Origin of the sequence: Escherichia sp. E4742, from assembly GCF_005843885.1 — a bacterium.
Classification (GTDB): Bacteria; Pseudomonadota; Gammaproteobacteria; order Enterobacterales; family Enterobacteriaceae; genus Escherichia.
The window spans coordinates 1,409,753-1,433,514 of record NZ_CP040443.1 but is presented as its reverse complement, the minus strand read 5'-3'; the positions used below and the strand labels follow the sequence as shown (position 1 = coordinate 1,433,514).

23 protein-coding genes and 2 tRNA genes are annotated in these 23,762 nt (G+C 52.6%); 19 read left to right on the top strand and 6 right to left on the bottom strand.

Annotated features, from left to right (window positions below; translation table 11 throughout):
* Positions 1-29 precede the first annotated feature (29 nt).
* Both secG and FEM44_RS06895 read left to right on the top strand, forming a co-directional pair.
* The gene (secG, locus tag FEM44_RS06900; RefSeq protein ID WP_135523929.1) at positions 30-362 is read left to right on the top strand and encodes a preprotein translocase subunit SecG; all 333 of its coding nucleotides are present in this window, start codon (positions 30-32) and stop codon (positions 360-362) included.
* A 14-nt stretch (positions 363-376) separates the two neighbouring features.
* Positions 377-463, top strand: a tRNA-Leu gene (locus tag FEM44_RS06895).
* A gap of 286 nt (positions 464-749) precedes the next feature.
* Here FEM44_RS06895 and argG read toward each other — a convergent pair.
* Complete coding sequence (gene argG / locus FEM44_RS06890) at positions 750-2,093, bottom strand: argininosuccinate synthase (protein ID WP_130219211.1); 1,344 nt, start codon at positions 2,091-2,093, stop codon at positions 750-752.
* Between the two features lie 347 nt (positions 2,094-2,440).
* Here argG and FEM44_RS06885 point away from each other — a divergent pair.
* The 12 genes from FEM44_RS06885 (at position 2,441) to mtr (ending at position 16,155) form a co-directional block, all read left to right on the top strand.
* Positions 2,441-2,517, top strand: a tRNA-Met gene (locus FEM44_RS06885).
* A 206-nt stretch (positions 2,518-2,723) separates the two neighbouring features.
* Complete coding sequence (gene rimP / locus FEM44_RS06880; RefSeq protein WP_001300397.1) at positions 2,724-3,176, top strand: ribosome maturation factor RimP; 453 nt, start codon at positions 2,724-2,726, stop codon at positions 3,174-3,176.
* Between the two features lie 27 nt (positions 3,177-3,203).
* Complete coding sequence (gene nusA, locus FEM44_RS06875) at positions 3,204-4,691, top strand: transcription termination factor NusA (protein WP_130204598.1); 1,488 nt, start codon at positions 3,204-3,206, stop codon at positions 4,689-4,691.
* Positions 4,692-4,715: 24 nt separating this feature from the next.
* Positions 4,716-7,388, top strand: a complete 2,673-nt coding sequence (gene infB, locus FEM44_RS06870) for a translation initiation factor IF-2 (RefSeq protein ID WP_135523930.1) — start codon at positions 4,716-4,718, stop codon at positions 7,386-7,388.
* A gap of 163 nt (positions 7,389-7,551) precedes the next feature.
* The gene (gene rbfA / locus FEM44_RS06865; RefSeq protein WP_001040205.1) at positions 7,552-7,953 is read left to right on the top strand and encodes a 30S ribosome-binding factor RbfA; all 402 of its coding nucleotides are present in this window, start codon (positions 7,552-7,554) and stop codon (positions 7,951-7,953) included.
* The gene (gene truB / locus FEM44_RS06860; protein ID WP_000089698.1) at positions 7,953-8,897 is read left to right on the top strand and encodes a tRNA pseudouridine(55) synthase TruB; all 945 of its coding nucleotides are present in this window, start codon (positions 7,953-7,955) and stop codon (positions 8,895-8,897) included. The genes rbfA and truB overlap by 1 nt, the downstream gene beginning before the upstream one ends.
* Before the next feature lie 148 nt (positions 8,898-9,045).
* Entirely contained in the window at positions 9,046-9,315 is a 270-nt protein-coding gene (gene rpsO / locus FEM44_RS06855; RefSeq protein ID WP_000059470.1) for a 30S ribosomal protein S15, read from the top strand.
* A 244-nt stretch (positions 9,316-9,559) separates the two neighbouring features.
* Positions 9,560-11,695, top strand: coding sequence for a polyribonucleotide nucleotidyltransferase (pnp, locus tag FEM44_RS06850; protein ID WP_135523931.1), 2,136 nt, complete (start codon positions 9,560-9,562; stop codon positions 11,693-11,695).
* Positions 11,696-11,803: 108 nt separating this feature from the next.
* Positions 11,804-12,688, top strand: coding sequence for a lipoprotein NlpI (nlpI, locus tag FEM44_RS06845; RefSeq protein WP_130204604.1), 885 nt, complete (start codon positions 11,804-11,806; stop codon positions 12,686-12,688).
* Between the two features lie 106 nt (positions 12,689-12,794).
* Positions 12,795-12,875, top strand: coding sequence for a protein YrbN (yrbN, locus tag FEM44_RS06840; RefSeq protein WP_010723222.1), 81 nt, complete (start codon positions 12,795-12,797; stop codon positions 12,873-12,875).
* Positions 12,868-14,757: an ATP-dependent RNA helicase DeaD gene (gene deaD, locus FEM44_RS06835; protein ID WP_135523932.1), complete on the top strand. Its 1,890-nt coding sequence runs from the start codon at positions 12,868-12,870 to the stop codon at positions 14,755-14,757. The genes yrbN and deaD overlap by 8 nt, the downstream gene beginning before the upstream one ends.
* 153 nt (positions 14,758-14,910) lie before the next feature.
* Positions 14,911-16,155: a tryptophan permease gene (gene mtr, locus FEM44_RS06830; RefSeq protein WP_064529541.1), complete on the top strand. Its 1,245-nt coding sequence runs from the start codon at positions 14,911-14,913 to the stop codon at positions 16,153-16,155.
* A 128-nt stretch (positions 16,156-16,283) separates the two neighbouring features.
* On the opposite strand, the gene FEM44_RS06825 is transcribed toward mtr, so the two are convergent.
* The 3 genes from FEM44_RS06825 to ubiU form a co-directional block, all read right to left on the bottom strand.
* Complete coding sequence (locus tag FEM44_RS06825) at positions 16,284-17,291, bottom strand: luciferase-like monooxygenase (protein WP_135523933.1); 1,008 nt, start codon at positions 17,289-17,291, stop codon at positions 16,284-16,286.
* 80 nt (positions 17,292-17,371) lie between these two features.
* A complete protein-coding gene (locus FEM44_RS06820; protein ID WP_024165327.1) occupies positions 17,372-18,250 on the bottom strand; it encodes a U32 family peptidase in 879 nt (292 codons plus the stop codon).
* Between the two features lie 8 nt (positions 18,251-18,258).
* Positions 18,259-19,254 (bottom strand): ubiquinone anaerobic biosynthesis protein UbiU, encoded by a 996-nt coding sequence (gene ubiU, locus FEM44_RS06815; protein ID WP_130204614.1) that lies wholly within the window; start codon positions 19,252-19,254, stop codon positions 18,259-18,261.
* Positions 19,255-19,462: 208 nt separating this feature from the next.
* On the opposite strand from ubiU, the gene ubiT reads away from it, so the two are divergent.
* Complete coding sequence (ubiT, locus tag FEM44_RS06810) at positions 19,463-19,987, top strand: ubiquinone anaerobic biosynthesis accessory factor UbiT (RefSeq protein ID WP_046081285.1); 525 nt, start codon at positions 19,463-19,465, stop codon at positions 19,985-19,987.
* Complete coding sequence (locus tag FEM44_RS06805; RefSeq protein WP_000908553.1) at positions 19,981-20,484, top strand: GNAT family N-acetyltransferase; 504 nt, start codon at positions 19,981-19,983, stop codon at positions 20,482-20,484. Before ubiT ends, FEM44_RS06805 begins: the two co-directional genes overlap by 7 nt.
* On the opposite strand, the gene yhbQ is transcribed toward FEM44_RS06805, so the two are convergent.
* Positions 20,471-20,773 (bottom strand): DNA damage response exodeoxyribonuclease YhbQ, encoded by a 303-nt coding sequence (gene yhbQ / locus FEM44_RS06800; RefSeq protein ID WP_135523934.1) that lies wholly within the window; start codon positions 20,771-20,773, stop codon positions 20,471-20,473. The two genes, FEM44_RS06805 and yhbQ, sit on opposite strands and share 14 nt — an antisense overlap.
* Positions 20,774-20,823: 50 nt before the next feature.
* Between yhbQ and FEM44_RS06795 the strand changes: the two genes are divergently transcribed.
* Positions 20,824-21,267 (top strand): YhbP family protein, encoded by a 444-nt coding sequence (locus FEM44_RS06795; protein ID WP_001613905.1) that lies wholly within the window; start codon positions 20,824-20,826, stop codon positions 21,265-21,267.
* On the opposite strand, the gene yhbO is transcribed toward FEM44_RS06795, so the two are convergent.
* Positions 21,247-21,765 (bottom strand): protein/nucleic acid deglycase, encoded by a 519-nt coding sequence (yhbO, locus tag FEM44_RS06790; RefSeq protein ID WP_119177640.1) that lies wholly within the window; start codon positions 21,763-21,765, stop codon positions 21,247-21,249. The genes FEM44_RS06795 and yhbO overlap by 21 nt on opposite strands.
* Positions 21,766-21,892: 127 nt before the next feature.
* Between yhbO and FEM44_RS06785 the strand changes: the two genes are divergently transcribed.
* Together FEM44_RS06785 and FEM44_RS06780 are read left to right on the top strand one after the other, a co-directional pair.
* Complete coding sequence (locus FEM44_RS06785; RefSeq protein ID WP_135523935.1) at positions 21,893-22,528, top strand: NAD(P)H-binding protein; 636 nt, start codon at positions 21,893-21,895, stop codon at positions 22,526-22,528.
* 72 nt (positions 22,529-22,600) lie between these two features.
* Complete coding sequence (locus tag FEM44_RS06780; RefSeq protein ID WP_135523936.1) at positions 22,601-23,641, top strand: permease; 1,041 nt, start codon at positions 22,601-22,603, stop codon at positions 23,639-23,641.
* The last annotated feature ends 121 nt before the right edge of the window (positions 23,642-23,762 follow it).

Genomic DNA, 23,762 nt, shown 5'->3' with positions numbered 1-23,762 from the left:
GCGGCAACTCCGCAAGGAACAGGTTGATTATGTACGAAGCTCTTTTAGTAGTTTTCCTTATTGTAGCAATTGGCCTTGTAGGTCTGATCATGCTGCAGCAAGGTAAAGGCGCTGATATGGGAGCCTCCTTCGGAGCAGGCGCTTCCGCTACGCTGTTTGGTTCAAGTGGTTCTGGCAACTTCATGACCCGTATGACGGCTGTGCTGGCAACGTTGTTCTTCATCATCAGTCTGGTGCTGGGTAACATCAACAGCAACAAGACCAATAAAGGTAGCGAATGGGAAAACTTGAGTGCGCCGGCGAAAACCGAACAAACTCAGCCAACTGCTCCGGCTAAGCCGACCAGCGATATCCCGAACTAAAAAGTAGTATCCGTGCCGAGGTGGTGGAATTGGTAGACACGCTACCTTGAGGTGGTAGTGCCCAATAGGGCTTACGGGTTCAAGTCCCGTCCTCGGTACCAAATTCCAAAAAAGAGACGCTGAAAAGCGTCTTTTTTCATTTTTATTGATCCATCCTGAATGTCATCAACTTGATCAATTTCCGTTGTCCCGTTGTCTTTCGAACGTCAAAACGAATCGGCGCACAATAGTGCGTTTAGCTTCAGTTTGCATGCGACAAGCGATATTAATGAACTCATGATATTGCCCAGCTTTGCTGGAACAGACATCTAAATCGTTATGCGCAATCAGATTTTATTGGTCGTAAAAAAGGCCGCATCGGCGGCCTTTAGCACGAAAGCTCTGATATTACTGGCCTTTATTTTCCAGATTCTCCACCTGCGGCACGCCCGAAGAGGCGGAGGAGGAGAGCAGTCCAGTTTTGGCATAACCGAACAGCTTCTCGCGGGTATCGGTAATATCCAGGTTACGCATGGTCAGTTGACCAATACGATCTTCAGCCGTAAACATAGAGTCGCCTTTCTCCATGGTCAAACGCTCTGCTTTATAGGTCAGGTTGTCAGAGACGGTATTCAGGATTGAATAATCGTTCCCGCGACGCAGTTCCAGCGTCACTTCACCAGTGATCTGGCTGGCAACCCAGCGTTGCAGAGAGTCACGCAGCATCAGCGCCTGGGAGTCAAACCAACGCCCCTGGTACAGCAGACGGCCCAATTGACGACCATGTGCATGATACTGCTCAATGGTGTCTTCGTTGTGAATACCGGTCAACAGACGTTCATAAGCGATATGTAGCAGTGCCATCCCCGGAGCCTCGTAAATACCACGGCTTTTCGCTTCGATGATACGGTTTTCAATCTGGTCGCTCATGCCCAGGCCGTGACGACCGCCGATGCGGTTAGCTTCCAGCATCATTTCTACGTCGTCGCTAAAGGTTTTACCGTTCAGCGCCACTGGATGACCTTGCTCAAAGCGTACTGTGACTTCTTCTGCCGGGATCTTCACGCTCTCATCCCAGAACTTCACGCCCATAATCGGGTTGACGATTTTGACGCTGGAGTTGAGGTATTCCAGATCCTTCGCTTCATGCGTTGCACCAAGCATGTTGGAGTCCGTGGAGTAGGCTTTTTCGACAGACATTTTGTAGTCGAAACCGCAGGCAATCATGAATTCAGACATTTCATGACGGCCGCCCAGTTCATCAATAAAGTCAGTATCAAGCCACGGTTTGTAAATCTGCAGTTCAGCATTGGTCAGCAGACCGTAACGATAGAAACGTTCGATGTCGTTTCCTTTATAGGTGCTGCCGTCACCCCAGATATTCACGCCATCTTCTTTCATGGCAGCAACCAGCATGGTGCCGGTCACGGCGCGGCCCAGCGGCGTCGTGTTGAAATAGGTCAGGCCGCCGGTGGTGTTATGAAATGCGCCACATTGAATAGCGGCAATACCTTCAGCCACCAGTTGTTTGCGGCAGTCGATCAGACGTGCGTTCTCCGCGCCGTATTCCATGGCACGACGAGGGATCGCATCGTAATCCTCTTCGTCTGGCTGGCCCAGGTTTGCAGTATATGCATAAGGAACCGCTCCCTTTTTTCGCATCCACAGCAGTGCGGCACTGGTGTCCAGACCGCCAGAAAAAGCGATACCAATACGTTGACCTACCGGGAGATGCTTGAGAATCGTCGTCATAAAATAACACCCTGCTTAATTAACTGATGATGAGCCTGGATTTCCGCTCTGACTGAATTTTTATGCAAAATAAATGAGTTTTCATTTAATCATCTTTTATCGGAGACAGGAAGAGTTTAGTGTGTTTTTTGTAAAATAATGCACTTAAGGGAGAGCAGGAGAAGACAAAAGTATTCAACAAATGAAAGTGAACTGGATATTCATTCATGTGATTAGCAATAAATGTTGACAAAATGTGGCGTGGATCACTATAATGCCCGCAGATTTTACGTCCCGTCTCGGTACACCAAATCCCAGCAGTATTTGCATTTTTTACCCAAAACGAGTAGAATTTGCCACGTTTCAGGCGCGGGGTGGAGCAGCCTGGTAGCTCGTCGGGCTCATAACCCGAAGGTCGTCGGTTCAAATCCGGCCCCCGCAACCACTTTCCCTTAGAGTTCTTTTTCAAATATACTGTGAAGACTTCGGCCTTCGTAGTGGGATTTGAAAAAATCCTTCTGGAAAGTGCTCCAGACCGCAGTTGCGGTTATAGGGTTCAGTTATATAAAGCCCCGATTTATCGGGGTTTTTTGTTATCTGACTACAGAATAACTGGGCTTTAGGCCCTTTTTTTATGTCTTGGGGGTGGGCTTGTCCACATTAGAGCAAAAATTAACAGAGATGATTACTGCGCCAGTTGAGGCCCTGGGTTTTGAGCTGGTTGGCATCGAGTTTATTCGCGGTCGCACATCCACACTGCGCATCTATATTGATAGTGAAGATGGCATCAATGTTGATGATTGTGCTGATGTGAGCCACCAGGTAAGTGCTGTGCTGGATGTTGAAGATCCCATCACCGTTGCTTATAACCTGGAAGTCTCCTCACCGGGTCTCGATCGCCCACTGTTCACGGCTGAACACTACGCCCGTTTTGTCGGAGAAGAGGTGACTCTGGTTCTCCGTATGGCGGTACAAAACCGTCGTAAATGGCAGGGCGTTATCAAAGCGGTAGACGGTGAAATGATCACAGTTACCGTCGAAGGTAAAGATGAAGTGTTCGCGCTGAGTAATATCCAGAAGGCGAACCTGGTTCCCCACTTTTAATAGTCTGGATGAGGTGAAAAGCCCGCGATGAACAAAGAAATTTTGGCTGTAGTTGAAGCCGTATCCAATGAAAAGGCGCTACCTCGCGAGAAGATTTTCGAAGCATTGGAAAGCGCGCTGGCGACAGCAACAAAGAAAAAATATGAACAAGAGATCGACGTCCGCGTACAGATCGATCGCAAAAGCGGTGATTTTGACACCTTCCGTCGCTGGTTAGTTGTTGATGAAGTCACCCAGCCGACCAAGGAAATCACCCTTGAAGCCGCACGTTATGAAGATGAAAGCCTGAACCTGGGCGATTACGTTGAAGATCAGATTGAGTCTGTTACCTTTGACCGTATCACCACCCAGACGGCAAAACAGGTTATCGTGCAGAAAGTGCGTGAAGCCGAACGTGCGATGGTGGTTGATCAGTTCCGTGAACACGAAGGTGAAATCATCACCGGCGTGGTGAAAAAAGTAAACCGCGACAACATCTCTCTGGATCTGGGCAACAACGCTGAAGCCGTGATCCTGCGCGAAGATATGCTGCCGCGTGAAAACTTCCGCCCTGGCGACCGCGTTCGTGGCGTGCTTTATTCCGTTCGCCCGGAAGCGCGTGGCGCGCAACTGTTCGTTACCCGTTCCAAGCCGGAAATGCTGATCGAACTGTTCCGCATTGAAGTGCCAGAAATCGGCGAAGAAGTGATTGAAATTAAAGCAGCGGCTCGCGACCCGGGTTCTCGTGCGAAAATCGCGGTGAAAACCAACGATAAACGTATCGATCCGGTAGGTGCTTGCGTAGGTATGCGTGGCGCGCGTGTTCAGGCGGTTTCTACTGAACTGGGCGGCGAGCGTATCGATATCGTCCTGTGGGATGATAACCCGGCGCAGTTCGTGATTAATGCGATGGCACCGGCAGACGTTGCTTCTATCGTGGTGGATGAAGATAAACACACCATGGATATCGCCGTTGAAGCCGGTAACCTGGCGCAGGCGATTGGCCGTAACGGTCAGAACGTGCGTCTGGCTTCGCAGCTCAGCGGTTGGGAACTCAACGTGATGACCGTTGACGACCTGCAGGCTAAGCATCAGGCGGAAGCGCATGCAGCGATTGACACCTTTACCCGTTATCTCGACATTGACGAAGACTTCGCGACTGTCCTGGTAGAAGAAGGTTTCTCAACGTTGGAAGAACTGGCCTATGTGCCGATGAAAGAGCTGTTGGAAATCGAAGGCCTTGATGAGCCGACCGTTGAAGCACTGCGTGAGCGTGCTAAAAATGCACTGGCCACCATTGCACAGGCCCAGGAAGAAAGCCTCGGTGATAACAAACCGGCTGACGATCTGCTGAACCTTGAAGGGATAGATCGTGATTTGGCATTCAAACTGGCCGCCCGTGGCGTTTGTACGCTGGAAGATCTCGCCGAACAGGGCATTGATGATCTGGCTGATATCGAAGGGTTGACCGACGAAAAAGCCGGAGCACTGATTATGGCTGCCCGTAATATTTGCTGGTTCGGTGACGAAGCGTAATAAACTGTAGCAGGAAGGAACAGCATGACAGATGTAACGATTAAAACGCTGGCCGCAGAGCGACAGACCTCCGTGGAACGCCTGGTACAGCAATTTGCTGATGCAGGTATCCGGAAGTCTGCTGACGACTCTGTGTCCGCACAAGAGAAACAGGCTTTAATTGACCACCTGAACCAGAAAAATTCAGGTCCGGACAAATTAACGCTGCAGCGTAAAACACGCAGCACCCTTAACATTCCTGGTACCGGTGGAAAAAGCAAATCGGTACAAATCGAAGTCCGCAAGAAACGCACCTTTGTGAAACGTGACCCGCAAGAGGCCGAGCGCCTTGCGGCGGAAGAGCAAGCGCAGCGTGAAGCGGAAGAGCAAGCCCGTCGTGAGGCAGAAGAATCGGCCAAACGCGAGGCGCAACAAAAAGCTGAACGTGAGGCCGCAGAACAAGCTAAACGTGAAGCCGCTGAACAAGCGAAACGTGAAGCTGCGGAAAAAGACAAAGTGAGCAATCAACAAGACGATATGACTAAAACCGCCCAGGCTGAAAAAGCCCGCCGTGAGCAGGAAGCTGCAGAGCTCAAGCGTAAAGCTGAAGAAGAAGCGCGTCGTAAACTCGAAGAAGAAGCACGTCGCGTTGCTGAAGAAGCACGTCGTATGGCGGAAGAAAACAAATGGACTGATAACGCGGAACCGACTGAAGATTCCAGCGATTATCACGTTACTACCTCTCAACATGCCCGTCAGGCAGAAGACGAAAGCGATCGTGAAGTCGAAGGCGGCCGTGGCCGTGGTCGTAACGCGAAAGCAGCGCGTCCGAAAAAAGGCAACAAACACTCTGAATCTAAGGCCGATCGCGAAGAAGCGCGCGCAGCAGTACGTGGTGGTAAAGGCGGAAAACGTAAAGGTTCTTCGCTGCAGCAGAGCTTCCAGAAACCAGCTCAGGCTGTTAACCGTGATGTGGTGATCGGTGAAACCATCACCGTTGGCGAACTGGCTAACAAGATGGCGGTTAAAGGCTCTCAAGTCATCAAAGCGATGATGAAACTGGGCGCAATGGCAACCATCAACCAGGTTATCGATCAGGAAACCGCACAGCTGGTAGCCGAAGAGATGGGCCACAAAGTTATCCTGCGTCGTGAAAACGAGCTGGAAGAAGCGGTAATGAGCGACCGTGACACAGGTGCTGCGGCTGAACCGCGCGCGCCGGTTGTGACCATCATGGGTCACGTTGACCACGGTAAAACTTCTCTGCTGGACTACATTCGTTCAACGAAAGTGGCCTCTGGCGAAGCAGGCGGCATTACCCAGCACATCGGTGCATACCACGTTGAAACTGAAAACGGCATGATCACCTTCCTGGACACCCCGGGGCACGCCGCGTTTACTTCAATGCGTGCACGTGGTGCGCAGGCAACGGACATCGTAGTCCTGGTTGTTGCTGCAGACGACGGCGTAATGCCGCAGACCATCGAAGCTATCCAGCACGCGAAAGCGGCGGGTGTTCCGGTGGTGGTTGCTGTGAACAAAATCGATAAACCAGAAGCCGATCCGGATCGCGTTAAGAACGAACTCTCTCAGTACGGCATCCTGCCAGAAGAGTGGGGCGGCGAAAGCCAGTTCGTACACGTATCTGCAAAAGCGGGTACCGGTATTGATGAACTGTTGGATGCTATCCTGCTGCAGGCTGAAGTCCTTGAACTGAAAGCCGTACGTAACGGGATGGCGAGCGGTGCGGTTATCGAATCCTTCCTCGATAAAGGTCGTGGTCCGGTTGCTACTGTACTGGTACGCGAAGGTACTCTGCATAAGGGCGATATCGTTCTGTGTGGCTTCGAATACGGTCGTGTTCGTGCGATGCGTAACGAACTGGGTCAGGAAGTGCTGGAAGCGGGTCCGTCCATTCCGGTGGAAATCCTCGGCTTGTCCGGTGTTCCGGCTGCGGGTGATGAAGTTACCGTTGTACGTGACGAGAAGAAAGCACGTGAAGTTGCACTGTACCGTCAGGGCAAATTCCGCGAAGTTAAACTGGCTCGTCAGCAGAAATCTAAACTCGAGAACATGTTCGCCAACATGACCGAAGGCGAAGTTCACGAAGTGAATATCGTCCTGAAGGCAGACGTACAAGGTTCTGTGGAAGCGATCTCCGACTCCTTGCTGAAACTGTCTACTGACGAAGTTAAAGTGAAGATCATCGGTTCTGGCGTAGGTGGTATCACCGAAACCGACGCGACCCTGGCCGCTGCATCCAACGCGATTCTGGTTGGCTTTAACGTTCGTGCTGATGCCTCTGCACGTAAAGTGATTGAAGCGGAAAGCCTGGATCTGCGTTACTACTCCGTCATCTATAACCTGATCGACGAAGTGAAAGCGGCGATGAGCGGTATGCTGTCTCCTGAACTGAAACAGCAGATTATCGGTCTGGCGGAAGTTCGTGACGTGTTCAAATCGCCGAAATTTGGTGCCATCGCAGGCTGTATGGTTACCGAAGGTGTGGTTAAACGTCACAACCCGATCCGCGTTCTGCGCGACAACGTGGTTATCTACGAAGGCGAGCTGGAGTCCCTGCGCCGCTTCAAAGATGACGTTAACGAAGTCCGTAACGGTATGGAATGTGGTATCGGCGTTAAGAACTACAACGACGTCCGCACTGGCGATGTGATCGAAGTATTCGAAATCATCGAGATCCAACGTACCATCGCTTAAGGTTTTTAGGGTTCCATGCGGGATAAGGCGTCTACGCTGCATCCGGCATGGATTGCCTGATGCGACGCTGGCGCGTCTTACCAGGCCTACGTGAACAGCCCTTCCACCTGAAATTAATTTTAAAAAGGGGCTAACAGCCCCTTTTTTGTCAGGAGAATTTATTATGGCGAAAGAATTTGGTCGCCCGCAGCGCGTAGCGCAGGAAATGCAAAAAGAGATCGCTCTCATCCTGCAACGCGAAATTAAAGATCCTCGTCTGGGCATGATGACCACCGTTTCCGGTGTCGAAATGTCTCGTGACCTGGCGTATGCCAAAGTATATGTGACGTTCCTCAACGACAAAGATGAAGACGCGGTTAAAGCGGGCATCAAAGCGTTGCAGGAAGCTTCTGGTTTCATCCGCAGCCTGCTGGGTAAAGCGATGCGCTTGCGTATCGTGCCGGAACTGACTTTCTTCTACGACAACTCACTGGTTGAAGGGATGCGTATGTCAAACCTGGTGACCAGCGTGGTCAAACATGACGAAGAGCGTCGTGTTAACCCGGACGACAGCAAGGAGGACTAATGAGTCGTCCTCGTCGTCGCGGCCGCGACATTAACGGCGTTTTGTTGCTGGATAAACCGCAGGGTATGTCCAGCAACGATGCGCTGCAAAAAGTGAAACGTATATATAACGCCAACCGTGCCGGACACACCGGCGCGCTGGACCCGCTGGCAACTGGCATGTTGCCGATTTGCCTCGGGGAAGCGACGAAGTTTTCCCAGTATCTGCTGGACTCCGACAAACGCTATCGGGTGATTGCTCGTCTTGGACAGCGTACCGATACTTCTGACGCCGATGGACAAATCGTTGAAGAACGTCCGGTAACCTTTAGTGCAGAGCAACTGGCGGCGGCGCTGGATACCTTCCGTGGCGATATCGAACAGATCCCTTCGATGTATTCAGCACTGAAATATCAGGGCAAAAAACTGTACGAATACGCGCGTCAGGGCATTGAAGTTCCACGTGAAGCGCGCCCGATTACCGTTTATGAATTGCTGTTTATTCGCCATGAAGGCAATGAGCTGGAGCTGGAAATTCACTGCTCAAAAGGCACTTATATCCGCACCATCATTGATGACCTGGGTGAAAAACTCGGCTGTGGCGCGCATGTCATTTACCTGCGTCGTCTGGCGGTAAGTAAATATCCGGTTGAACGGATGGTGACCCTGGAGCACCTGCGTGAACTTGTTGAGCAAGCTGAACAGCAGGATATTCCGGCTGCGGAGTTACTTGATCCATTACTGATGCCAATGGACAGTCCAGCTTCGGACTATCCGGTGGTGAATCTTCCGTTAACGTCTTCTGTTTACTTCAAAAATGGTAACCCAGTTCGTACATCTGGTGCGCCGCTGGAAGGACTGGTTCGTGTTACAGAAGGTGAGAATGGCAAGTTTATCGGTATGGGTGAAATTGACGATGAAGGCCGCGTTGCGCCTCGTCGCCTGGTGGTTGAATATCCGGCGTAATGTTAACCGTCTTGCGATAACAGGTCGCTACGAGTAGAATACTGCCGCTTAACGTCGCGTAAATTGTTTAACACTTTGCGTAACGTACACTGGGATCGCTGAATTAGAGATCGGCGTCCTTTCATTCTATATACTTTGGAGTTTTAAAATGTCTCTAAGTACTGAAGCAACAGCTAAAATCGTTTCTGAGTTTGGTCGTGGTGAAAACGACACCGGTTCTACCGAAGTTCAGGTAGCACTGCTGACTGCACAGATCAACCACCTGCAGGGCCACTTTGCAGAGCACAAAAAAGATCACCACAGCCGTCGTGGTCTGCTGCGCATGGTTTCTCAGCGTCGTAAACTGCTCGACTACCTGAAACGTAAAGACGTAGCACGTTACACCCAGCTCATCGAGCGCCTGGGTCTGCGTCGCTAATTCTTGCGAGTTTCAGAAAAGGGGCCTGAGTGGCCCCTTTTTTCAAACTGACGGCAGCAATTCACTGGAAACTAATGTATTGTTGCTATGAATGATCTTCCGTTGCAGAGGTTCGCGCGGCTAATGAGAGGCTTTACCCACATTTGGCTGGGTTAGGGTTGTCATTAGTCGCGAGGATGCGCAGAAGATCGGGTATTAACACCAGTACCGTAAGGTGCTGTCTAAGAAAGAAAAGGGTATTACATTGCTTAATCCGATCGTTCGTAAATTCCAGTACGGCCAACACACCGTGACTCTGGAAACCGGCATGATGGCGCGTCAAGCCACTGCCGCTGTTATGGTTAGCATGGATGACACCGCGGTATTTGTTACCGTTGTCGGCCAGAAAAAAGCCAAACCAGGTCAGGACTTCTTCCCTCTGACCGTTAACTATCAGGAGCGTACCTACGCTGCTGGTCGTATCCCGGGTAGCTTCTTCCGTCGTGAAGGCCGCCCAAGCGAAGGCGAAACCCTGATCGCGCGTCTGATTGACCGCCCGATTCGCCCGCTGTTCCCGGAAGGCTTCGTCAACGAAGTTCAGGTTATCGCCACCGTGGTTTCTGTTAACCCGCAGGTTAACCCGGATATCGTCGCGATGATTGGTGCTTCCGCAGCACTGTCTCTGTCTGGTATTCCGTTCAATGGTCCGATTGGTGCTGCCCGCGTAGGTTACATCAATGACCAGTACGTACTGAACCCGACTCAGGACGAGCTGAAAGAGAGCAAACTGGATCTGGTTGTTGCGGGTACTGAAGCCGCTGTACTGATGGTTGAATCTGAAGCTGAACTGCTGAGCGAAGACCAGATGCTGGGCGCAGTAGTGTTCGGTCATGAACAACAGCAGGTTGTTATTCAGAACATCAATGAACTGGTGAAAGAAGCCGGTAAACCGCGTTGGGACTGGCAGCCGGAGCCGGTAAACGAAACTCTGAACGCGCGCGTTGCTGCACTGGCTGAAGCTCGTCTGAGCGATGCTTACCGCATCACCGACAAACAAGAGCGTTATGCGCAGGTTGACGTGATCAAATCTGAAACCATCGCTACGCTGCTTGCTGAAGATGAAACCCTGGACGAAAACGAACTGGGTGAAATTCTGCACGCTATCGAGAAAAATGTTGTTCGTAGCCGCGTACTGGCAGGCGAACCGCGTATCGACGGTCGTGAAAAAGATATGATCCGTGGTCTGGATGTGCGTACTGGCGTGCTGCCGCGTACTCACGGTTCTGCGCTGTTCACCCGTGGTGAAACGCAGGCGCTGGTTACCGCAACGCTGGGTACTGCACGTGACGCGCAAGTTCTTGATGAACTGATGGGCGAACGTACTGACACCTTCCTGTTCCACTACAACTTCCCTCCGTACTCCGTAGGTGAAACCGGCATGGTCGGTTCTCCGAAGCGTCGTGAAATTGGTCACGGTCGTCTGGCGAAGCGCGGCGTGCTGGCAGTAATGCCGGATATGGACAAATTCCCGTACACCGTACGTGTTGTGTCTGAAATCACCGAATCCAACGGTTCCTCTTCTATGGCTTCCGTGTGCGGCGCCTCTCTGGCGCTGATGGACGCAGGTGTGCCGATCAAAGCCGCTGTTGCGGGTATCGCAATGGGTCTGGTGAAAGAAGGCGACAACTACGTTGTACTGTCTGACATTTTGGGTGACGAAGACCATCTGGGCGATATGGACTTCAAAGTTGCGGGTTCCCGCGACGGTATCTCTGCACTGCAGATGGATATCAAAATTGAAGGTATCACCAAAGAGATCATGCAGGTTGCACTGAACCAGGCTAAAGGTGCGCGTCTGCACATCCTGGGCGTAATGGAACAGGCGATCAACGCGCCGCGTGGCGATATCTCTGAGTTCGCACCGCGTATCCATACCATCAAGATCAACCCGGACAAGATCAAAGACGTTATCGGTAAAGGCGGTTCTGTTATCCGTGCCCTGACCGAAGAAACCGGCACCACCATCGAAATCGAAGATGACGGTACTGTGAAGATCGCAGCGACCGATGGCGAGAAAGCGAAACACGCGATTCGTCGTATCGAAGAAATCACTGCAGAAATCGAAGTGGGCCGCGTCTACAATGGTAAAGTGACCCGTATCGTTGACTTTGGCGCATTTGTTGCCATTGGTGGCGGTAAAGAAGGTCTGGTCCACATCTCTCAAATCGCTGACAAACGCGTTGAGAAAGTGACCGATTACCTGCAGATGGGTCAGGAAGTACCGGTTAAAGTTCTGGAAGTTGATCGCCAGGGCCGTATCCGTCTGAGCATTAAAGAAGCGACTGAGCAGTCTCAACCTGCTGCAGCACCGGAAGCTCCGGCTGCTGAACAGGGCGAGTAAGGTTGCCATTTGCCCTCCGCTGTTGCGGGGGGCTTTTAACCGGGCAGGACGCCTTGTTAGCAACCGGGAACAGGACGTTCATTCAACCGTGGTCTTCGGGAGTGGGAAATGAAGCCTTTTTTGCGCTGGTGTTTCGTTGCGACAGCACTTACGCTTGCAGGATGCAGTAATACTTCCTGGCGTAAAAGTGAAGTCCTCGCGGTACCATTGCAACCGACTTTACAGCAGGAAGTGATTCTGGCACGTATGGAACAAATCCTTGCCAGTCGGGCTTTAACCGATGACGAACGCGCACAGCTTTTATATGAGCGCGGAGTGTTGTATGATAGTCTCGGTCTGAGGGCATTAGCGCGTAACGATTTTTCGCAAGCGCTGGCAATCCGACCGGATATGCCTGAAGTATTCAATTACTTAGGCATATATTTAACGCAGGCAGGCAATTTTGATGCTGCCTATGAAGCGTTTGATTCTGTACTTGAGCTTGATCCAACTTACAACTACGCGCACTTGAATCGCGGGATCGCATTATATTACGGCGGTCGTGACAAGTTAGCGCAAGATGATCTGCTGGCGTTTTATCAAGACGATCCCAATGATCCTTTCCGTAGTCTGTGGCTTTATCTCGCCGAGCAGAAGCTCGATGAGAAGCAGGCTAAAGAAGTGTTGAAACAGCACTTCGAAAAATCGGACAAGGAGCAGTGGGGATGGAACATTGTCGAGTTCTACCTGGGCAACATTAGCGAACAAACGTTAATGGATAGGCTCAAGGCGGACGCAACGGATAACACCTCGCTCGCTGAGCATCTCAGTGAAACCAACTTCTATTTAGGTAAGTACTACCTAAGTCTGGGGGATTTGGACAGCGCCACGGCACTGTTCAAACTGGCGGTTGCCAACAACGTTCATAACTTTGTTGAGCACCGATACGCATTGTTGGAATTATCGCTCCTGGGCCAGGACCAAGATGACCTGGCAGAATCGGACCAGCAATAGCTGACGTACACATCAGCCCGTAATCTTTTTTGATTGCCATCACCTTAACGGGTGAGGGCGTTGTTGTTCGTTAATACACCTACTTTGAGCCGGTTCACACTTTTCAATGAAAATTGCTGATCAATTTCATGATGAGTTATGTAGACTGGCCGCCATTAATTTTGAGGCACACGTACTACATGGCTGAATTCGAAACCACTTTTGCAGATCTGGGCCTGAAGGCTCCTATCCTTGAAGCCCTTAACGATCTGGGTTACGAAAAACCATCTCCAATTCAGGCAGAGTGTATTCCACATCTGCTGAATGGCCGCGACGTTCTGGGTATGGCCCAGACGGGGAGCGGAAAAACTGCAGCATTCTCTTTACCTTTGCTGCAGAATCTTGATCCTGAGCTGAAAGCACCACAGATTCTGGTGCTGGCACCGACCCGCGAACTGGCGGTACAGGTTGCTGAGGCAATGACGGATTTCTCTAAACACATGCGCGGCGTAAACGTGGTTGCCCTGTACGGCGGCCAGCGTTATGACGTGCAATTACGCGCCCTGCGTCAGGGGCCGCAGATCGTTGTCGGTACTCCGGGCCGTCTGCTGGACCACCTGAAACGTGGCACTCTGGACCTCTCTAAACTGAGCGGTCTGGTTCTGGATGAAGCTGACGAAATGCTGCGCATGGGCTTCATCGAAGATGTTGAAACCATTATGGCGCAGATCCCGGAAGGTCATCAGACCGCTCTGTTCTCAGCAACCATGCCGGAAGCGATTCGTCGCATTACCCGCCGCTTTATGAAAGAGCCGCAGGAAGTGCGCATTCAGTCCAGCGTGACTACCCGTCCTGACATCAGCCAGAGCTACTGGACTGTCTGGGGTATGCGTAAAAACGAAGCACTGGTACGTTTCCTGGAAGCGGAAGATTTTGATGCGGCGATTATCTTCGTTCGTACCAAAAATGCGACTCTGGAAGTGGCTGAAGCTCTTGAGCGTAACGGCTACAACAGCGCTGCGCTGAACGGTGACATGAACCAGGCGCTGCGTGAGCAGACTCTGGAACGCCTGAAAGACGGTCGTCTGGACATCCTGATTGCGACCGACGTTGCGGCCCGTGGTCTGGACGTTGAGCGTATCAGCCTGGTGGTTAACTACGATATCCCGATGGATTCTGAGTCTTACGTTCACCGTATCGGTCGTACCGGTCGTGCGGGTCGTGCTGGCCGCGCGCTGCTGTTCGTTGAGAACCGCGAGCGTCGTCTGCTGCGCAACATTGAACGTACTATGAAGCTGACTATTCCGGAAGTAGAACTGCCGAACGCAGAACTGCTGGGCAAACGCCGTCTGGAAAAATTCGCCGCTAAAGTACAGCAGCAGCTGGAAAGCAGCGATCTGGATCAATACCGCGCACTGCTGAGCAAAATTCAGCCGACTGCAGAAGGTGAAGAGCTGGATCTCGAAACTCTGGCAGCCGCACTGCTGAAAATGGCACAGGGTGAACGTACTCTGATTGTTCCACCAGATGCGCCGATGCGTCCAAAACGTGAATTCCGTGAGCGTGATGACCGTGGTCCGCGCGATCGTAACGACCGTGGCCCGCGTGGCGACCGTGAAGATCGTCCGCGTCGTGAACGTCGTGATGTTGGCGACATGCAGCTGTACCGCATTGAAGTGGGCCGTGATGATGGCGTTGAAGTTCGTCATATCGTTGGCGCGATTGCTAACGAAGGCGACATCAGCAGCCGTTACATTGGTAACATCAAGCTGTTTGCTTCTCACTCCACCATCGAACTGCCGAAAGGTATGCCGGGTGAAGTGCTGCAACACTTTACGCGTACTCGCATTCTCAACAAACCGATGAACATGCAGCTGCTGGGCGATGCACAGCCGCATACTGGCGGTGAACGTCGTGGCGGTGGTCGTGGTGTCGGTGGCGAGCGTCGTGAAGGCGGTCGTAACTTCAGCGGTGAACGTCGTGAAGGTGGTCGTGGTGATGGTCGTCGTTTTAGCGGCGAACGTCGTGAAAGCCGCGCACCGCGTCGTGATGACTCTACCGGTCGTCGTCGTTTCGGTGGTGATGCGTAATCATCGCTGAACAGCGAAAACAATCTGTAAAATAATATATACAGCCCCGATTTTAACAATCGGGGCTTTTTTTCTGTCTTTTGTACTCATGTACTGGTACAGTGCAATGCATAACAACGCAGTCGCACTATTTTTCACTGGAGAGAAGCCCTCATGGCAACACTAACCACCACCCAAACGTCACCGTCGCTGCTTGGCGGCGTGGTGATTATCGGCGGCACCATTATTGGCGCAGGGATGTTTTCTCTGCCAGTGGTTATGTCCGGTGCGTGGTTCTTCTGGTCAATGGCGGCGCTGATCTTCACCTGGTTCTGTATGCTGCATTCCGGCTTGATGATTCTGGAAGCTAACCTGAATTATCGAATCGGTTCGAGTTTTGACACCATCACCAAAGACTTGCTGGGCAAAGGCTGGAACGTGGTCAACGGCATATCTATTGCCTTTGTGCTCTATATTCTGACCTACGCCTATATTTCTGCCAGCGGTTCGATTTTGCATCACACTTTCGCGGAGATGTCGCTGAACGTCCCGGCACGGGCAGCGGGTTTTGGTTTTGCACTGTTGGTGGCGTTTGTGGTGTGGTTGAGCACTAAAGCCGTCAGCCGCATGACGGCGATTGTGCTGGGGGCGAAAGTCATTACCTTCTTCCTCACCTTCGGTAGCCTGCTGGGGCATGTGCAGCCTGCGACATTGTTCAACGTCGCCGAAAGCAATGCGTCTTATGCGCCGTATTTGCTGATGACCCTGCCTTTCTGCCTGGCGTCGTTTGGTTATCACGGTAACGTGCCAAGCCTGATGAAGTATTACGGCAAAGATCCGAAAACCATCGTGAAATGCCTGGTGTACGGTACGCTGATGGCGCTGGCGCTGTATACCATCTGGTTGCTGGCGACGATGGGTAACATTCCACGTCCGGAGTTTATCGGCATTGCGGAGAAGGGCGGCAACATTGATGTGCTGGTACAGGCGTTAAGCGGTGTGCTGAACAGCCGTAGTCTGGATCTGTTGTTGGTGGTGTTCTCAAACTTTGCGGTAGCGAGTTCGTTCCTTGGCGTTACGCTGGGTTTGTTTGACTATCTGGCAGATCTGTTTGGTTTCGACGACTCGGCTCTGGGACGCTTTAAAACGGCACTCTTGACCTTTGCACCGCCTGTTGTGGGTGGTCTGCTGTTCCCGAACGGATTCTTGTATGCCATTGGTTATGCTGGCTTAGCGGCTACCATCTGGGCGGCAATAGTTCCGGCGTTGCTGGCCCGCGCATCACGTAAACGCTTTGGTAGTCCGAAATTCCGCGTCTGGGGCGGCAAACCGATGATCGTGCTGATTCTGGTGTTTGGCGTTGGTAACGCATTGATCCATATTTTATCGAGCTTTAATTTGCTGCCGGTGTATCAGTAATCAGCGGTGCCTTATCCGACATGTCTGCTGCCTGCACAATGCCTGATGCGCTTCTCTTATCAGGCCTACGTAGAACGCGTTGTCAGGTCGGATAAGGCTTCCTGCCGTATCCGACAAAATAAAACACACTATCCCAACAACTCTTCCTTCACATCCATTGCCAGCTCAAATGAATGCAGCCGCGCCTGGTGATCGAAAATCTGCCCGTTAACCATAATCTCATCGGCGTCGGTTTCGCGCAGGATCGACTGCAATCCATGACGCACTTTCGCTTTATCGCCCACCAGCGACATACTCAGTGCCTGCTGCACGCCATACTGCTCAGACGGCGACCAGAACTGATCCATATTCTGAATCGGCGGCGGCAGTTGCCCGGTTTCGCCACGGCGCAGCTTCACAAAGGCTTGCTGCATCGAGGTAAACAGGAATTCGGCATCGCGGTTGCTGTCGGCGGCGATAATATTGATGCACACCATCGCGTACGGTTTTTCCAGCCGTGCTGACGGTTTGAAGTTGCTGCGATAAAGATGCAGCGCCTGGAGCAGCATATCCGGCGCGAAGTGTGAGGCAAACGCAAACGGCAGGCCAAGCTGTGCCGCCAGTTGTGCGCTGTAAAGGCTGGAGCCTAACAACCACACGGGAATTTTCTCGCCATAGCCAGGCACCGGACGCACATGCGGATTGGGATCGCGGGCGTCAAACCAGTCCACCAGCTCTGCAACATCGCGGGGGAAATTATCAATATCGCCGCTCATATGACGACGTAGAGCCATCATGGTTCGCTGGTCGCTGCCTGGCGCGCGACCCAGCCCCAAATCGATTCGCCCCGGATAGAGCGTATTGAGCGTGCCAAACTGTTCGGCAATTACCAACGGTGAGTGATTCGGCAACATCACGCCGCCGGAACCCAGATGCAGCGTGGTGGTGTTCGCCGCCAGATAGCCAATCAATACCGATGTGGCAGCACTGGCAATGCCGGTCATATTGTGGTGTTCCGCCAGCCAGTAGCGATGATAGCCGCGCTTTTCAGCCAGACGGGCGAGATCGAGAGAGTGGGAGAACGCTTCTCGCGCTGAAGAACCTTCGGGAATGGGGGCCAGATCGAGTAGCGAAAACGGAATGGTTTTATCAGTCATAACAGCTCACTTTGTTACCGATTAATCTTTAATACTGCATTAAAGAGTAGTTAAAGTTGTTAACAAAGTGAGCTATTTACTTACGCTTGCAGCTCCAGCCCGGCCAGCCGTCTCCAGTAGCCGTTACAATCGCTGTTTGCCGTCAACGGCAGTGGCGCAGCGCCATTTTCATTGGCGCGGAAGGCGTCGAGCATCGCGAAAGTGTCAGTACCCTGCGGTGACAGGCGGACCACATCGACCAGCCCCTGCATGGATGCCAGGTCGTTACCGAGGTTGTACACGTAGCCGCTCATGGTCTGAATTCCGTTAAGTACAAACACTTGTTGGTTTTCCTGCGACAGCACGTTGCGCCCGTTCGGATACTTAATGCAGCAGGTTTCACACTCATCTTTCGGGCGGTCTTCCGAACGCGCGGTAAAGCAGCGGGCGGAGTAGGCCAGCGGCAGATGACCGTAGCTCAAGACTTCCACTTCAAACTGGTTGCGAATGCCCAGTTCATCGCACTGATTAAGCAGATTCACCAGCCAGTCGCGGGAAAGCTCCACCGGCATACACCAGCGCATCATGCCCTGTTTAAGCAATATTTTCAGCGTCACCGCGTTGTAGCAGTTCAGCGCATGCCCGGCGACGAACGGCAGTTTGCGCTCAGCGCACATATTCACCACGCCGAGATCGCTGGCTTCAATCAGAAACTCACCGTTCTCAACATAGCGTTTCAGTTCGCCCAGTTCGGAGGATGCCTGCACCAGCGCCAGCGTGGAGAGCACAATCTGCTTGCCACTTCCGGCGAGCGATTTAGCCATCTCCAGCCAGTCGCCAACTTTAGTTGCCCGGCGCTTGCTGCATACCGCTTCACCAAGATAAATCACGTCGGCGCTGCTGGCGGCGGCCTGCTGATAAAATTCTTCCAGCGTCTCTTTTGGCCAGTACCACAGCACTGGCCCTAAGGAATATTTCATTGCTTTTCTCACTGCCATTTACGGTGATACGCGCCAAGGGTGGTCTGCGTGCCTTCGGACATCGACCCGAGCGTCTCCATCCACGCGCTTTGCGGTATGAAGTTTTGCGGATCGGCCTTACAACGGTCGATAGCCTGACGCCAGACTTTCGCCACCTGGCTGACATACGCCGGGCTACGCTGGCGGCCTTCAATTTTCACCGAAGCAATATTCGCCGCCATTAACTCCGGCAGCAGTTCCAGGGTATTGAGACTGGTTGGTTCTTCCAGCGCGTGATAACGCTCGCCGTCCACCAGATAACGCCCTTTACACAACGTCGGATAACCTGCGTTTTCGCCGTCCTGATAACGGTCGATCAGCACTTCGTTCAGGCGGGATTCCAGCCCCTGCGGCGTTTGTTGCCAGCGCACGAAGCGGGCCGGAGAACACGCGCCCACGGTGTTGGGCGACTCACCCGTCAGATACGACGACAGATAGCAACGACCTTCCGACATAATGCACAGGCTGCCGAAAGCGAACACTTCCAGCGGTACAGGTGTGACCCGTGCCAGCTGTTTCACCTGATGAATCGACAACACGCGCGGCAGCACCACGCGAGCAACGTCAAAATGACGATGATAAAAGTTAATCGCCTCTTCATTGGTCGCCGAAGCCTGCACCGATACGTGACGCTCAATATGTGGGTATCGCTCGGCGGCGTACTCCAGCATGGCGAGGTCGGCGAGGATCAGCGCGTCGGCACCCAGCTGCGCCGCCATATCCACGGCGCGCTGCCAACGGGCGTAACCGTCCGGATGTGCAAAAGTGTTAATTGCGATGTGAAGTTTGCGGTGATGTTGATGAACAAAACTCACCGCTTCCTGCAATTTTTTCTCGGTAAAGTTAAGGCCGGCGAAGTGACGGGCATTAGTATCATCTTTTAGCCCGATATAAACAGCATCTGCGCCGTTTTCGATGGCCGCCTTAAGCGCCGGGAGATTTCCGGCAGGGCAGAGCAGCTCCATAATTTTTCCTGAAGGTTGCGCAGTCAAAGCGCAAAAATGTTAACGAACTGGGATTTTAGTTAACCCTGCTGCGACAATTTTTGATTTAAGGCAGTTAAAGTTGTATTGGTGGTAGCAGCAATTTCATATGGAATTGTTGATTTATACCGCTATGTTATTTTTCCAATATGGCAAAATAGGATGATTGTTGAAGCAGGGAGTAAAACTCGTGTTGGATAAACTGCGTTCCCGCATTGTGCATTTGGGGCCATCTCTGTTGAGTGTACCGGTAAAACTGACGCCATTTGCGCTTAAACGCCAGGTTCTTGAGCAAGTCTTAAGCTGGCAATTCCGCCAGGCGCTGGACGATGGCGAGCTGGAGTTTCTTGAAGGCCGCTGGTTAAGTATTCATGTGCGTGATATTGACCTGCAATGGTTTACCTCGGTGGTGAATGGCAAACTGGTGGTCAGCCAGAACGCGCAAGCTGATGTGAGTTTTAGTGCCGACGCCAGCGATCTGCTGATGATTGCGGCGCGTAAACAAGATCCAGACACGCTCTTCTTCCAGCGTCGGCTGATGATTGAAGGCGATACGGAGCTGGGGCTGTATGTGAAAAACCTGATGGACGCCATTGAACTGGAGCAGATGCCGAAAGCCTTACGTATGATGCTGCTGCAACTGGCGGATTTTGTTGAGGCGGGAATGAAAACCGCGCCTGAAACCAAACAGACATCGGTAGGTGAACCATGCTAATTCGAGTAGAAATTCCCATTGATGCGCCGGGTATTGATGCCCTGCTGCGTCGTTCATTCGAAAGCGATGCGGAAGCGAAGCTGGTTCACGATCTGCGTGAAGATGGCTTTCTGACGCTGGGGCTGGTGGCGACAGATGACGAAGGTCAGGTCATTGGCTATGTGGCATTTAGTCCGGTAGATGTGCAGGGCGAAGACCTGCAATGGGTTGGCATGGCACCGCTGGCGGTTGATGAAAAATACCGTGGGCAAGGGCTGGCACGCCAACTGGTCTATGAAGGACTCGATTCGCTTAATGAGTTTGGCTATGCCGCAGTGGTGACGCTGGGCGATCCGGCGCTGTACAGCCGTTTCGGCTTTGAACTGGCGGCGCATCACGATCTGCGTTGCCGCTGGCCGGGCACTGAAAGCGCCTTCCAGGTACATCGTTTAGCAGATGACGCGCTGAACGGCGTAACCGGGCTGGTTGAGTATCACGATCACTTCAATCGCTTTTAATCTCCGGGGTTTGCAGACTCCTTAATAACTCTGCAAACCCTGTGCCTTCCGCTACCAGACGCTCTTTTTGCCGTTTTGTCAGTTGCTTAACGCGATATTCTGCCCGTAGTGCCAGCGAACGGTCGCCAACCAGCGCGAAAAATTCCAGTGTCAGCTCTCCTTTTCCACGCAGTGCTTTTGCTCCTTTGCCGCTCTGGTGTTGCTGATAGCGGCGTTCAACATCCGTGGTGATCCCGGTATAAAGCTTATTGTCGGCGGTACGGATCAAGTAAAGAAACCAGGGTGTCATCGTCTGCGTCACATGTTAAGGTCTGGTCCACAGTATAAAAGAGAACAGCAATGGAAACACTCACCGCCATCAGCCGTTGGCTGGCAAAACAACATGTTGTCACCTGGTGTGTGCAGCAGGAAGGGGAACTGTGGTGCGCCAATGCCTTTTATCTTTTTGATGCGCAGAAAGTTGCCTTCTACATTTTGACGGAAGAAAAAACGCGTCACGCGCAGATGAGCGGGCCGCAGGCGGCGGTTGCCGGAACGGTAAACGGTCAGCCGAAAACGGTAGCGTTAATTCGCGGCGTGCAGTTTAAAGGTGAGATCCGCAGACTGGAAGGTGAGGAAAGCGACCTTGCGCGCCAGGCGTACAATCGTCGCTTTCCGGTTGCCAGAATGCTGTCGGCACCGGTGTGGGAAATCCGACTCGATGAAATCAAATTCACCGACAACACGCTGGGCTTTGGTAAAAAAATGATTTGGTTACGCGGCTCAGGCACCGAGCAGGCGTAACGCCTCGCGGTTAAACGCTGGCAGATCGTCCGGCGTCCGGCTGGTAACCAGCTGATCTTTATCGACCACCACTTCCTGATCGTAAAATTCCGCGCCCGCGTTTTTAACATCAATAATGATCGGTTTAACGGCGGTCAGTTTGCGCCCCCGAATCACATCGGCGCTGATCAGCAGCTGCGGGCCGTGACAGATAGCGAAAACAGGTTTGCTGCTATTCACAAAATCTCGGGTAAAGGTGACAAAACGGTTGTCGCCACGCAGATAATCCGGTGAATGACCGCCCGGTAGCAGCAGGGCATCAAATTCTGCTGGCGTCACTTCATCGATGGATTTATCGATGGTGACGCTGGCTTCCCCTTTTTTCCCTTTCACCGTTTTACCCGCTTGTTTTTCAATGGTAATAACTTCGTGTCCGGCTTTACGGAACTCGTCTGCGGGTGAAGTAAATTCTGAATCCTCAAATTCATCAGTGATTAAAACGGCAATCTTCTTACTCATGCTTCCTCCGCGTTGTTGCATTGGATGAGGCGAATTTTCCACAATCGGGGATAATTACCTCGTAGACTATTAAGCCTGGTGCATGTACCGGGGAGCGCAAGGCGGACAATTCTGTAAAGGAGCGAAGATGAGTCAGGTACTGATTACAGGCGCAACGGGGCTGGTGGGCGGTCACCTGCTGCGGATGTTGATTAACGAACCGAAAGTAAACTCCATTGCTGCGCCGACGAGACGCCCGTTGGGCGATATGCCAGGCGTGTTTAATCCCCATGATCCACAATTGACCGACGCGCTGGCGCAGGTCACCGATCCGATAGATATTGTGTTTTGTTGTCTGGGCACCACGCGGCGAGAAGCGGGGAGCAAAGAGGCGTTTATTCATGCTGATTACACGCTGGTGGTGGACACCGCATTAACCGGGCGGCGACTGGGTGCGCAGCATATGCTGGTGGTCAGTGCGATGGGGGCAAACGCGCATTCGCCGTTTTTCTATAACCGCGTCAAAGGGGAGATGGAAGAAGCGTTAATCGCCCAGAACTGGCCGAAACTGACCATTGCGCGTCCGTCGATGTTGCTGGGCGATCGTAGCAAGCAGCGGATGAACGAAACGCTTTTTGCGCCACTGTTCCGTTTGCTGCCTGGCAACTGGAAATCCATTGATGCGAGAGACGTGGCGCGGGTCATGTTGGCAGAGGCGATGCGGCCTGAGCATGAAGGCGTGACCATTTTAACCTCTTCAGAACTACGCAAAAGAGCTGAATAATTATTCCCAAGAATTGATAGTGAGCGTAATATTCACGCGCTCAATTATCATAACTTATTCCTGGGGAATGCTATGACTGGTCAGTCTTCATCTCAGGCGGCAACGCCCATTCAGTGGTGGAAACCCGCGCTTTTCTTTCTCGTTGTCATTGCCGGACTTTGGTATGTGAAATGGCAACCCTACTACGGCAAAGCGTTTACCGCCGCCGAAACCCACAGCATCGGTAAATCTATCCTGGCGCAGGCGGATGCTAATCCGTGGAAGGCGGCGTGGGATTACGCGATGATCTATTTCCTCGCAGTATGGAAAGCGGCGGTGCTGGGGGTGATCCTCGGCTCGTTGATTCAGGTGCTGATCCCGCGTGACTGGCTGCTGCGCACGCTTGGGCAATCGCGCTTTCGCGGCACGCTGCTGGGAACGCTGTTTTCGCTGCCGGGCATGATGTGTACCTGCTGTGCGGCTCCGGTCGCGGCGGGAATGCGTCGTCAGCAGGTGTCGATGGGCGGTGCGCTGGCATTCTGGATGGGGAATCCGTTGTTAAACCCGGCGACGCTGGTGTTTATGGGGTTTGTCCTTGGCTGGGGCTTTGCCGCGATTCGTCTGGTGGCGGGGCTGGTGATGGTGTTGCTGATTGCGACGTTGGTGCAAAAATGGGTGCGTGAAACACCGCAAACGCAGGCACCAGTCGAAATTGACATACCGGAATCGCAGGGCGGGTTTTTTAGCCGCTGGGGCAGGGCGCTATGGACGCTTTTCTGGAGTACGATCCCGGTTTACATCCTTGCAGTTCTGGCGTTGGGTGCCGCTCGCGTCTGGTTATTCCCCCATGCCGATGGTGCTGTCGATAACAGCCTGATGTGGGTGGTGGCGATGGCGGTAGCAGGATGCTTGTTTGTCATTCCGACGGCGGCAGAAATTCCAATTGTGCAAACGATGATGCTGGCAGGTATGGGAACTGCTCCGGCGCTGGCATTGTTGATGACGCTCCCGGCGGTAAGTTTGCCGTCGCTGATAATGTTGCGTAAAGCGTTTCCGGCGAAAGCCTTATGGCTGACGGGGGCGATGGTGGCGGTATCTGGTGTGATTGTCGGTAGTCTGGCGCTGTTGGCCTGATTCGAGGGAAAACATGTTGGATGCGGCGTTGTAGGCCTGATAAGACGCGCAAGCGTCGCATCAGGCAACGGCAGTCGGATGCGGCGTAAACGCCTTATCCGACCTACGGTTTGCATCGTTG